Source organism: Bacillus sp. MT94 (genome assembly GCF_058792475.1).
This window is the reverse complement of record NZ_JBXAEZ010000005.1, coordinates 386351-399079: the sequence shown is the minus strand read 5'-3', so window position 1 is coordinate 399079 and position 12729 is coordinate 386351. Positions and strand designations below refer to the sequence as shown.

8 protein-coding genes are annotated in these 12729 nt (G+C 34.9%); 7 read left to right on the top strand and 1 reads right to left on the bottom strand.

Features of this window, described 5'->3' with window-relative positions; all coding sequences use genetic code 11:
• Positions 1-110 precede the first annotated feature (110 nt).
• Positions 111-3308 (top strand): bifunctional P-450/NADPH--P450 reductase, encoded by a 3198-nt coding sequence (gene cypD, locus AC1Q51_RS20125; protein ID WP_090977605.1) that lies wholly within the window; start codon positions 111-113, stop codon positions 3306-3308.
• 211 nt (positions 3309-3519) lie between these two features.
• Here cypD and AC1Q51_RS20120 read toward each other — a convergent pair whose 3' ends face one another.
• Positions 3520-5631, bottom strand: a complete 2112-nt coding sequence (locus AC1Q51_RS20120; RefSeq protein ID WP_100910129.1) for a TerD family protein — start codon at positions 5629-5631, stop codon at positions 3520-3522.
• 521 nt (positions 5632-6152) lie between these two features.
• Here AC1Q51_RS20120 and AC1Q51_RS20115 point away from each other — a divergent pair.
• From AC1Q51_RS20115 to AC1Q51_RS20090, 6 genes are all read left to right on the top strand, one after another.
• The gene (locus AC1Q51_RS20115) at positions 6153-6581 is read left to right on the top strand and encodes a DUF5412 domain-containing protein (RefSeq protein ID WP_100910130.1); all 429 of its coding nucleotides are present in this window, start codon (positions 6153-6155) and stop codon (positions 6579-6581) included.
• A gap of 308 nt (positions 6582-6889) precedes the next feature.
• Positions 6890-7840, top strand: a complete 951-nt coding sequence (gene bla / locus AC1Q51_RS20110; RefSeq protein ID WP_097822314.1) for a class A beta-lactamase — start codon at positions 6890-6892, stop codon at positions 7838-7840.
• A gap of 190 nt (positions 7841-8030) precedes the next feature.
• Positions 8031-8717 carry a response regulator transcription factor gene (locus tag AC1Q51_RS20105; RefSeq protein ID WP_100910131.1) on the top strand — a complete coding sequence of 229 codons (687 nt, stop codon included), beginning with the start codon at positions 8031-8033 and terminating at the stop codon, positions 8715-8717.
• The gene (locus tag AC1Q51_RS20100; protein WP_100910132.1) at positions 8714-9790 is read left to right on the top strand and encodes a sensor histidine kinase; all 1077 of its coding nucleotides are present in this window, start codon (positions 8714-8716) and stop codon (positions 9788-9790) included. The genes AC1Q51_RS20105 and AC1Q51_RS20100 overlap by 4 nt, the downstream gene beginning before the upstream one ends.
• Positions 9791-10073: 283 nt before the next feature.
• Positions 10074-10835 carry an ABC transporter ATP-binding protein gene (locus AC1Q51_RS20095; protein ID WP_110497027.1) on the top strand — a complete coding sequence of 254 codons (762 nt, stop codon included), beginning with the start codon at positions 10074-10076 and terminating at the stop codon, positions 10833-10835.
• 16 nt (positions 10836-10851) lie between these two features.
• The gene (locus tag AC1Q51_RS20090; RefSeq protein WP_000897819.1) at positions 10852-12681 is read left to right on the top strand and encodes an FtsX-like permease family protein; all 1830 of its coding nucleotides are present in this window, start codon (positions 10852-10854) and stop codon (positions 12679-12681) included.
• Positions 12682-12729 lie beyond the last annotated feature (48 nt).

Here is a 12729-nt window from a genome sequence, read left to right as displayed (position 1 = left end):
ACTGCCCGTAAAAGCCCGATTGGTTCAACTAATAATCAGTGGGGGATGAACAAAACCCCCACTGATTAAAGTTTCACTTTATTTCATGCTTTTTTGAAAGGGTGTTTTAAATGGAAAAAAAAGTATCTGCCATTCCTCAGCCGAAAACATATGGACCGCTGGGTAATCTCCCATTAATCGATAAAGATAAACCGACGCTATCCTTTATCAAGATAGCGGAAGAGTATGGTCCCATTTTTCAAATTCAAACTTTAAGTGATACCATCATTGTCGTTTCTGGACATGAATTGGTAGCAGAAGTTTGTGATGAAACACGGTTCGATAAAAGTATAGAGGGTGCTTTAGCAAAAGTTCGTGCCTTTGCTGGGGACGGATTATTTACTAGCGAGACTCACGAGCCTAACTGGAAAAAAGCTCATAATATTTTGATGCCTACATTTAGCCAACGGGCAATGAAAGATTACCATGCTATGATGGTCGATCTTGCTGTACAACTCGTTCAAAAATGGGCACGGCTTAATCCGAATGAAAACGTAGATGTTCCGGAGGATATGACTCGTCTTACGTTAGATACAATTGGTCTATGTGGTTTTAATTACCGATTTAATAGCTTTTATCGTGAGACCCCTCATCCTTTTATCACTAGCATGAGCCGTGCTCTAGATGAGGCGATGCACCAATTGCAGCGGCTAGATATAGAAGACAAACTCATGTGGAGAACGAAACGTCAATTTCAACATGATATCCAATCTATGTTTTCTTTAGTAGATAATATTATTGCTGAACGTAAAAGTAGTGGAAATCAGGAAGAAAATGATTTACTTTCCCGTATGTTAAATGTACAGGATCCGGAAACTGGTGAAAAATTAGATGATGAAAACATTCGTTTCCAAATTATCACTTTTTTAATAGCTGGACATGAGACAACAAGTGGATTGTTATCTTTTGCAATTTACTTTTTATTAAAGAATCCGGATAAGTTGAAAAAAGCCTATGAAGAAGTAGACCGTGTTTTGACGGATCCTACTCCAACATACCAACAAGTTATGAAACTGAAGTATATACGGATGATTTTAAATGAATCGCTACGTCTATGGCCTACCGCTCCAGCATTCAGTCTCTATGCAAAAGAAGATACAGTGATTGGCGGGAAATACCCAATTAAGAAAGGAGAAGATCGTATTTCTGTTCTTATTCCACAGCTACATAGGGATAAAGATGCATGGGGAGACAATGTAGAAGAATTCCAACCTGAACGATTTGAAGAGCTGGATAAGGTTCCTCATCATGCTTATAAGCCATTTGGAAATGGCCAGAGAGCATGTATCGGTATGCAATTTGCACTTCATGAAGCGACTCTTGTAATGGGAATGCTTCTTCAACATTTTGAATTAATCGATTATCAAAACTATCAGCTGGACGTAAAACAAACATTAACGCTAAAGCCCGGTGATTTTAAGATTAGGATTCTACCCCGAAAACAAACTATTAGTCATCCTACTGTTCTTGCACCTACAGAGGACAAGCTGAAAAACGATGAAATTAAGCAGCACGTCCAGAAGACACCTTCTATTATTGGGGCCGATAATCTTTCACTTCTTGTTCTGTATGGCTCGGATACAGGTGTAGCAGAAGGTATTGCAAGAGAATTAGCAGATACAGCTAGTTTAGAAGGAGTTCAAACGGAAGTGGTAGCTCTTAACGATCGAATTGGAAATTTGCCAAAAGAAGGAGCGGTACTTATTGTGACTTCTTCTTATAATGGAAAACCGCCAAGTAATGCAGGGCAGTTTGTGCAATGGTTGGAGGAACTAAAACCAGATGAGCTAAAAGGGGTTCAATACGCAGTTTTTGGTTGTGGAGATCATAATTGGGCTAGTACCTACCAACGGATTCCAAGATACATTGATGAGCAGATGGCTCAAAAAGGAGCAACAAGATTTTCTAAACGCGGAGAAGCAGATGCAAGTGGTGATTTCGAGGAACAGCTTGAGCAATGGAAACAAAACATGTGGTCTGATGCGATGAAGGCATTTGGATTGGAGCTCAACAAAAATATGGAAAAAGAGCGCAGTACTTTGAGTCTGCAATTTGTTAGTCGTCTTGGAGGATCTCCTCTTGCACGAACATATGAAGCAGTTTATGCATCTATACTAGAAAATCGTGAACTCCAATCACCCAGCAGTGATAGAAGTACACGACATATCGAGGTATCTTTGCCAGAAGGCGCTACATATAAAGAAGGAGACCACCTTGGAGTGTTGCCAGTTAATAGCGAGAAAAATATCAACCGAATTTTAAAACGTTTTGGATTAAATGGGAAGGATCAAGTTATACTGAGTGCAAGTGGACGAAGTATAAATCACATACCTTTAGACAGTCCTGTTAGTTTATTGGACCTTCTTAGTTATAGTGTTGAAGTTCAAGAAGCTGCCACTCGAGCACAAATACGAGAAATGGTAACATTCACAGCATGTCCTCCTCATAAAAAAGAATTGGAAGCATTATTAGAAGAAGGAGTTTACCATGAACAAATACTAAAGAAACGGATTTCAATGTTGGACCTTCTTGAAAAGTATGAGGCTTGTGAAATCCGATTTGAACGCTTTTTAGAACTTCTTCCTGCGCTCAAACCGCGTTACTATTCTATTTCAAGCTCTCCACTCGTTGCACACAATCGTCTGAGCATTACGGTCGGTGTTGTTAATGCGCCTGCATGGAGTGGAGAAGGGACATATGAAGGCGTCGCTTCTAATTACTTAGCTCAGCGTCATAGTAAAGATGAGATTATCTGTTTCATTCGAACGCCACAATCAAACTTTGAATTGCCTAAAGATCCAGAAACACCAATTATTATGGTTGGGCCAGGTACTGGAATTGCACCATTCCGTGGATTCTTGCAAGCGCGTCGTGTTCAAAAGCAAAAAGGTATTAACTTAGGACAAGCGCATCTATATTTTGGTTGTCGTCATCCTGAAAAAGATTATCTCTATCGTACAGAACTAGAAAATGATGAAAGAGATGGATTAATCTCTTTACACACAGCTTTTTCTCGTCTAGAGGGACATCCAAAAACATATGTACAGCATTTAATAAAACAAGATAGAATCAATTTAATTTCGTTATTAGATAATGGAGCTCATCTTTATATATGTGGTGATGGAAGTAAAATGGCTCCGGATGTAGAAGATACCCTTTGTCAAGCGTATCAAGAAATTCATGAAGTCAGTGAACAAGAAGCAAGAAATTGGTTGGATCGTGTGCAAGATGAAGGGCGATATGGAAAAGATGTTTGGGCTGGTATATGAATGTTTCTTAATTAGTTACGTATTAACTAATGAATTTTTTTCGAATAAATTTCACTTTATTAGTATAGTGTATTTAGATGAATAGTGATTAACCGGACTATTTAGTATCTACTAAATAAAAAACAGGACCTGATATTCATCTATCAGGTCCTGTTTCACATAGACATTATACATGGATATTTTCCACACATTATCAATGTTTGTAATGTAGTTAGTCTTGTGGGTCAGCAATAAAATCAGATATTATTTTTTCGATATCGAAAGGAGTAATCCCTTTATCCAAAGAAAAAATGCTTTCTGCTTCTTCGATTTCTTGAACGAGTTCACCTCTAGCTTCAATATGTAATCGGAACAAGTCATATAAATTCGGTTTAACTAAATTAGTTAAAGCCTTTCCAACTAGTATCATACCTTTTTGATTAGCCTCGATGGTATTATCATAAGTTAGATCTCTTGTAAGAGACAAATCTGTCCAAATCAATTTTCGTTCCTTTAAGTCTAAAATAACTGGAATAGAGATTTGGGTGTCGGCAGTAATATCCACTTTATCTTGAACAGTAGAAGGTTCAAATACTTCACCTGAACCAGGATATTGACGAACCATCCAACCAGTAAAGCATTCTGGTAAATCTTTATATGGTTGGTCTGTGTAAGAAAGCAAAGTCATAACTACATAGCGTCCACCATATTTCAGCACAGACGGAATATCGAAATCAATGAATTCAGATGCTCCCTTTGGTGCAGAAGTAATATCTCCGCTATGGTAGGCTTTGAAATTTTTTGAACGTAAGTTCGTGAAGGATACATGTTCTTTGTATTGCCAATCTTCGTCGTACATTGCAGCAGACAAATCAATGTCAACACGTCCTGTATGTTGTCCATTCACATAGCCTTCTTTCCACCATAGGAAAAAACGAATCGTATCTCCTTCTGGCAAATCTACTTTACTTCCTCGAGATAATGTGCGAAGCGCTTTGCTGGCTGAACGTTGAGAGAAGGGAACTAAGTGATTTTTTAACTGTTCATCCAAAAATACTTTTCCGAGACTTGGAAGTTCTGCGAAGCGATTTTTTAAAGTATCTTCACACATTTTTACAATCATTAAACAAATATCCTCTGAGATAAATGGAAGTGTATTTTCGATACCTATAGCTTTTGCTACATTTCCCTTTGGAAAAAAGGTACGAAATTCATTTTTATCATTTCGATGCTTAAAATGAGCTGTGAGTTGAAGTAATACAGGAGTAGAAACGTTTCCTATTATACTTAGAAAATCTTCGAGAATATTGAAAACATCTGTTGACTTATCACTACATAAACGGATTAAATGATCCAAGCGTCTGGCAAATTCCCCCGGGCGAGTTTTTAAAAGATTTTTTGCTGTCATGATATCACGATTCAACAAAGCTGCTTCTATTTTTCCATTAAATGTTTCAACTTTAATGTTGTTGCGAAGCATCTCAAATGCTCGGTGGGTTTTTGGGAAACGAGTATGATATTCTGCTGGATGAAGAATTTCACCTAAACGAATCCAACGTTTTTTGTATCGAATCATATCTTCGGTAATGTTTCCGCATTGCTCTAACAATCCTAAAAGGAAGCGTCTTTCTACTCGGTTAAACTTCTTGAATCGAACGGAGGATGCTAAACTCACATCACCTTCAGATAAAGCAACTGCAAGGCGAAGAACATCAGTTGCTGTTTTAAAATACTTTGCAGCAGCATCGGCTGATATTTTTCTGTTTATTAATAAAACCCCAAGTATAAAAGACATATTTTCCTTATGAGGAATTACATTAGGTAGAAAACAGGAAACATCTTCAGTGTGTGTAATAGCCCATTCTACATCTGTCTTATCAGTTGAGGAAATAGAGCTGTTTGCACTAATCAATTGAGAAATCATTTGATTGAAATCTTCTTCACTTCCTAAGTCAATAACTTTCAAATCAACGCTATCTAAAAGAGGAAGTCGTTCTTCTACTTTTGATACAGGTAGGCACAACGTCACATAATGAATAACGGCATTGATGTATAAATCAGCGTCACTTAAATCCATCATTTGTTGCGGAAAGTTTGGATACATAGGAGTAAACTGAATATGTGCACCAACCATTTCTTTTAAATGTTTTACCAACTCTTTGTAAAACGATGTGAATGCATCAACCGAAAGTGTTTGCAACTCTTCTATTAAAGGCTCGGAAAAAATAAATCCTAAACTTTCCAAGTTTTTTAAAACAGTGGCTAAATACATGTTCGGTAGTTTATTTTCTTCTCTTTTTATAATTACTTTCAAACTTCTTCTTATGTAAATAGAATTTTTCATGAGAACGCCAGCTATTCACTCCTTATAAAAGAGGGGGAATAGTCCGACTGTCCTCCTTTCAGTGGTAGATTTTTATTTTTACATGCATAAAGACACTAATTGTAGAGAAATGCACAGAGGATACATAGTTATTTTTTAGTGAAAAATTAGAGGTATAACATTTAGTTGTTAAGTGGTAATTTGTTAATTAAGAAAAGAAAACCTCTACATCAATGGTTGATAAACTAAAGTTTATTCAATCCCAAAGAAGAAAGAGGTTTTATAGTCTAATTATTTTCATAGGAAATTGACAACTCTAAAACAATTTGAAATTTCTACAAAGAAGGAAGAATTGTCATAGCCTATGTGTTTAGCAGGAAAGTAACATCCCTATTTCGCCAAAGAAGTTAGAAGGAAGGAACGTCATAGCCTGCTTTATTAGTATATTCTCATGCGAAGAGCAATTCAAGTATACTGTCTGATTTTTTATATTTTTCTTAAAGGGGAATTTTCATTTTTGATATATTATGGAATGGAGTTGAATGAGTATTATAAATACAAAAGGTGAAATTAAAAAAACAAAAAGAAAAGTATTACTAACTATACTTACTATGTTCGTAATTATAATTGGATTTGGATATTGGAAACTTTTTAGTTTGCAAGGTGTTCCAAAAGGGGAATTAATTCGAACAGTGAAATCTCCAGATGGAAAATATCTCATCAAGATTTATTTTCATAATGCAGGATCATTAAGTGCGGATGCTGTTAGGGGTGAATTAGTTAACCTTGATACAGATTCAGAGAAAAATATATATTGGAATTATCCAGATACCGATCCATATATTGAATGGGTAAATAAGAATATTGTTAGAATTGGAGATCAAACTTTATATTTTTCGCAGAAAGAAACCTATGATTGGCGTGATGATGATAAGCACGTTAAAGAAATGCCTAAACAGTTTATTAGATAAAACAAGAAAATTTAAATGTATTTAATCTTATTTGTTTAACTATAGATAGTATTATATGAGTGAAAAAGTCCATTTAAATCTTCTAAATGGACTTTTTTAGGTTTCTAGATACGACTACTGATAAAAATGGAACAAACTTGTTACTTAGGTTGTCTATTAAGTATACGTATAAAACAGGTGTTCATGATAGTTCAATCATTTTATGAAAAGTGAGATGCAAGAAGAGTGATATCCGATACACTCTTTAATTGTATCGATATGTATAACACCTAGAAAAACTATATATTCTTGAAAGAGGTTGAAAATGTATGATAGTCTTAAACAAGTTTTTTAACATTTTACATTACAAAAAGATGGTACCTGTAGTATTTCTTTCATGTGCAACGCTTATAGGCTGTTCCGATGGTAATACTCAATCTGAATTACCTAAACAAACAAAACAAACAAATCAAACCAAACAAGAAACTACTGGTAATGATTCTTTTGCTAAACTTGAAAAAGAATTTGATGCTAAACTCGGTATTTATGCATTGGACACTGATACGAATCAAACCGTTACGTATCAATCAGATAAACGGTTTGCATACGCATCTACCCACAAAGCTTTAGCTGTGGGAGTACTTTTACAAAAGAAATCAATAGAAGATCTAAATCAAAGAGTTTTGTATACTCGTGAAGATCTTGTTAATTACAATCCAATTACAGAAAAGTATGTTGATAGGGGTATGACTCTGAAAGAGCTTGCAGATGCTTCCCTTCGATATAGTGATAATACTGCGCAAAATCTTATTCTTAAACAATTAGGTGGACCTAGTGAATTCAAAAAATCACTGAGAGAAATAGGAGATACCGTTACAAATCCTGAACGTTTTGAACCAGAGTTAAACGAAGTGCATCCAGGAGACGTACATGATACTAGTACCCCAAAGGCATTAGCTACTAGTCTTCAGTCTTTTGCGCTAGGAGATGTACTTTCAACTGAGAAACGGGATTTATTAATAGATTGGATGAAAAGGAATACTACGGGAGACAACTTAATTCGTGCTGGAGTTCCAGGAGGATGGGAAGTAGCTGATAAGACGGGATCGGGATCTTATGGAACCAGAAATGATATCGCAATTATTTGGCCACCAAATAAAAAGCCAATTGTTCTTGCGATACTTTCTAATCATGATAAAGAGGATGCTAAATACGATGATAAGCTTATTGCAGAAGCAACCAAAATAGCGCTGGGTGTCTTAAAAGCTAAAAATAAATAATAATAGTATTAGTTATTGAAATTTTCCTGTTTTTCCGTCACAATACTGTGACGGTCTTTTTGTGTATTTTACAAAAGATCGTCTTAAGTAAAGAAAGAAGATAGAAACCATCTCTATTAAGTTTATTAACTAAGTAACAACAAATATATGCTTTATTGAATACTTATTGCATTTAATGTGGAGGAATAAAATGGAGTCGAAAATTCTTATTGTTGATGATGATAAAGAGATTAGAAATCTTATCTCGGTATATCTGGAAAATGAAGGCCTAAAAACTCAAAAGGCAGAAGATGCTATACAAGCTTTACAACTGTTAGAAGAAAAGGACTTTGATTTGATTATTTTAGATATTATGATGCCGAATATGGATGGCATTGAAGCATGTATGAAAATTAGGGAAGATCGCAATATGCCTATCATTATGCTATCTGCAAAATCTGAGGATATAGACAAAATTCAGGGCCTAGCCTCTGGTGCAGACGATTATTTATCAAAACCGTTTAATCCCTTGGAATTAATCGCTAGGGTAAAATCCCAATTAAGAAGGTTTAAAAAATACAATTCATCAATAGAACATAATAAAAGCATTCTAGAAATTGGTGACTTAACCGTGAATACAGATACACGTCAAGTATGGATAAGAGGAAAAGAAACAAGGTTAACTCCAAAAGAGTTTGCTATTCTCGAACTACTTGCCCGCAACAAAGGGAGTGTCCTGAGTGTAGCAAAAATATATGAAGCAGTTTGGGAAGAGGTTTTTTATAAATCAGACAATACCGTCATGGTGCATATTACAAAAATAAGAGATAAAATTGAAGAGGATTCTAAACATCCCATTTACATTAAAACTGTTTGGGGAATTGGGTATAAAATATGAAGAATGTTAGTTTCAGAAATAAGATCATTACAAAACTTCTTGGTGCTGTTGCAATTAGTTTTTTTATTTCATTTGGTTTAACAATCCTCATTTTGGTATACGTCATAGATCCATTATTTGTAAAACACGAAGAATTTGGTATGTTTGAAGGCAATTTGGCATTGTTTTTCTTATTCGCGTTCGCAATCTTTACCTTTATCATACTTTTTTTGATATTGGTTCGAAAGAAAATAGTATATTTGAAGCTCATTTCGGATAATGTAAATGATATTGCCAATGGAAAACTGGGTTTGACAATTGGGATTAAGGGGAAGGACGAATTGACCCAACTTGCTCAAAATATCAACTATATGTCCAAGGAATTGGAAAATACATTTGAACAAGAAAGACGATTAGAACGTACAAAAAATGAACTTATAACGAACGTATCTCATGATTTACGCACACCGTTAACATCTATTATTGGCTATATAGATTTATTAAAACGAGGGCAATACAATAGTAAAACACAATTACAGGAATACCTTGAAACCACGTATTCAAAGGCACAGAGACTGAAATATTTAATTGATGAGCTGTTTGAATATACTCGTTTATCAGGCGTAGATGCTAAGTTAAATCTTAATGAAGTCGATTTATCAGGTTTGTTGGAGCAAATAGTTGGAGAATACATTCCTATATTTGAAAAGGAACGCTTAATCGTTCAAAAATCAATTACACAAGAAACAATACCTATTTTCATAGATGCAGAAAAAATGGTACGTGTATATGAAAATCTGTTTATGAATGCGATAAAGTACAGCATGAAACCATCCGAATTATCTATATGTCTTGAACTAATAGGTAACAAGGCAATTTTGAAAGTATCAAATAAAGTCGAGAAACCGCCTGTTAGCGATCCGAATAAATTGTTTGAAAGGTTTTTCAGGGGTGATAAGGCAAGAAAAAATGATCAAGGAAATGGACTGGGGCTTGCTATTTCAAAAAGAATTGTTGAACTTCATCATGGTAATATACATGCAGAATATAAAGAAGGTTGGATATCCTTTATTGTTGAACATCCAATCGAATAGATTGGCTTATGGAATTACAGGTTCCATAAGCTTTTTTTTATAAACCTTAAGAATTCTTAAGGTTTTTTCAGGGTGTTTCCTAATTTTTATAGTTTATCATGTATGTATTCAAAGCGATGAGGTGAGTGGAGAAATTAAAATAAAATTTTCTTTACAGCTTCCAAGTGGATACATCGTGACAGCCTTATGGAAAAGGTAGATGCAACATGACTATTTTGTTAGTAGCAAATATGAATAGCAACTTATTTTAAAGAAATGAAAAAACAAACGTAGGAGGATATATATGACGAAACCAGTTGTAGACGTGAAAAACGTCCAAAAAGTTTACGGTAAAAAAGGTGATAACCAATCACACGCGTTAAAAGGTGTTTCATTCTCAATTCATGAGGGGGAGTTTGTCGGAATTATGGGGCCATCTGGTTCTGGTAAAACAACATTATTAAATGTAATTTCAACGTTAGATAAAGCGACAGGCGGTGTTGTTGAAATTGCGGGTACGGATATTACGAAAATGAAGCAAGGTGAGCTTTCTGATTTCCGTTCGCAAAAATTAGGATTCATTTTCCAAGACTTTAACTTATTAGAAAATTTATCTATTTACGAAAATATTGCACTTCCACTTTCACTTCAGGGTGTCCCATCACGAAATATTGGACAGAAAGTAGAAAAGGTAGCTGATATGTTAGGAATTTCAGCAATCCTTCAAAAGTATCCATCTGAAGTATCTGGTGGACAAAAACAGCGTTCAGCAGCAGCACGTGCGTTAGTGCATGAGCCAGCAATTATTTTAGGGGACGAGCCAACAGGAGCGCTTGATTCTAAAAATGCAACAAGTTTACTGGATGCGATGACAAACTTAAATAAAGAACAAGGTGTATCCATTATGATGGTGACGCATGATCCTTACAGCGCAAGTTACTGTCAGCGTATTTTATTCATTCAAGATGGTGAGTTATATAAAGAAATTCATCGCGGTGGTACCCGTGAAGAATTCTATAAAGAAATTTTAGACGTGCTTGCAAACTTAGGCACACAAAAAGCGTAAGGAAGGAAGTTCAATCATGTTATTTAAACTTTCTATGTCAGGCCTAAAAAGTAAGTTGCAAGATTACATTGTTTTACTTGTTGGTCTTATTGTCTCTATTTCAACTTTTTATATGTTTCAAACGCTAGCATCCAATAAAACGTTCCTTGAATCTAATTCTTCTATTAGGGATATTGTGGCTGTCTTTAAAATTGGTTCCTTTTTGTTAGCGGTTATCACATTTTTCTATATTTTATATGCAAACTCTTTCTTATCAGCTCTTCGTCAAAAAGAATTTGGTATGTATATGATGTTAGGAGCAAAAAAGCATAAAGTTACATTACTTATGTTTATCGAAACAATCGTATTAGGCGCTGTGTCTCTTGCGATTGGAATTACAATTGGTGTAGGACTTGCAGAAGGTATCGGTCAACTATTAATGAAACAACTCGAGTTTGCTGGTGAAGGTTATAAAGCATTTTATCTACCATCAATAACTATTACTTGCGTCTACTTCTTTGTACTATTTATATTATCAGCAATTATGAATAGTATTAAATTATCGCGTATTTCTGTACTGCAACTTGTACATGCAGATGCACAAACTGAACGTGTCGCCGTAAAAGGAAAAATGACCGTTGTAGTTGCATTCCTTGGTATTCTTTTATTGGGTATTGGTTATGCATCATTGATTTATATGTCATATGTAAATCCGCTAATTGCTTTGGGATTAATGGCCGTTGGATTAATCACAGCAACCGTTGGTACTTACCTTATATTTGGATCACTTCTCCCAGTTATGATTAACAAGCTAAAGAGTAATAAAAAACATAGTGAAAAAGGCTTAAATGCTTTTACTTTTGCACAATTAAATTTCCGCATTAATGGTCTAACAAATGTGCTTGCAACAGTAGCAATCTTAGTGGCTCTTGGTGCTGGTGGAATTGCTTGTGGTATGGCATTTAAAAACAACATCCTAAAAACGACAGATCAAATGCGAATTTACGATTCAGTCATTCATAATCCAACAGCGGAAGAAAAGAAAATTTTGGGTGGTATCTTATTTCAAGAAAAACATGAATATCATTACAAAGTTGATGATAGGTATGTTTATTATCTTAAAGAAGATGTAGAAAAAAATCGTCCTTTCTTGCAAGGTATGAAAATAGAGAAAGTTTCAGAGGAAATACCCATTGGTGCATTTTCAATAAAACGGGTTCAAGGAGAGACGAACACAAAACAATGGATCCAGGCTTTCAGAACGATCCAGCCAGATTATATGTATCCTGATTATGAAATGAAAATTGTAGATCAAAACATATACGATGGTATGAAGGGTAAAGAAAGTACTGTGTTTATGGGGAGAACAGATGATTTTGGATCATACATAAAAGAATGGAAAAAACTTGATGAATTACAGATGGCAAAATATAAAAATGTGAGAGCGGAAGAATTGGATAGTAAGTATCAAGCGTATATTGTGAGTCATAATTTTGCCAGCGGACTAATATTTATGGGTTTTTTCGTTGGAGTTGCATTTTTAGCAATGATGGCAAGCTGCTTAATGTTTAAAATTCTATCCGGTGCATCCAAAGATAGTACACGTTATCAAATGCTTCGTAAAATCGGTGTTCGCAGGGAGTTATTAATACAATCGATTTATAAAGAGTTATTCTTCGTATTTTTAGTCCCAGCAATTGTGGGTATTGTTCACGTATTAGTTGGTATAAACATGTTCAGCGTTCTTTTGGCTGATCCGTACTTTCGTATTTGGCTACCAATTATTATTTTCGTAGTGATTTACTCGATTTACTACTTGATTACAGTTCAATTGTATAAAAGAATTGTACTTCCGAAAGAAAAATAGTTTTACAAAACATACAAAATGTTAAACTCAAAAAAACCAGTGATATCC

Coding starts and splice junctions, on each gene's coding strand:
- AC1Q51_RS20090 (WP_000897819.1), top strand. CDS start 10,852: ATGTTATTTAAACTTTCTATGTCAGGCCTAAAAAGTAAGTTGCAAGAT.
- AC1Q51_RS20105 (WP_100910131.1), top strand. CDS start 8,031: ATGGAGTCGAAAATTCTTATTGTTGATGATGATAAAGAGATTAGAAAT.
- AC1Q51_RS20115 (WP_100910130.1), top strand. CDS start 6,153: ATGAGTATTATAAATACAAAAGGTGAAATTAAAAAAACAAAAAGAAAA.
- cypD (WP_090977605.1), top strand. CDS start 111: ATGGAAAAAAAAGTATCTGCCATTCCTCAGCCGAAAACATATGGACCG.
- AC1Q51_RS20095 (WP_110497027.1), top strand. CDS start 10,074: ATGACGAAACCAGTTGTAGACGTGAAAAACGTCCAAAAAGTTTACGGT.
- AC1Q51_RS20120 (WP_100910129.1), bottom strand. CDS start 5,631: ATGAAAAATTCTATTTACATAAGAAGAAGTTTGAAAGTAATTATAAAA.
- bla (WP_097822314.1), top strand. CDS start 6,890: ATGATAGTCTTAAACAAGTTTTTTAACATTTTACATTACAAAAAGATG.
- AC1Q51_RS20100 (WP_100910132.1), top strand. CDS start 8,714: ATGAAGAATGTTAGTTTCAGAAATAAGATCATTACAAAACTTCTTGGT.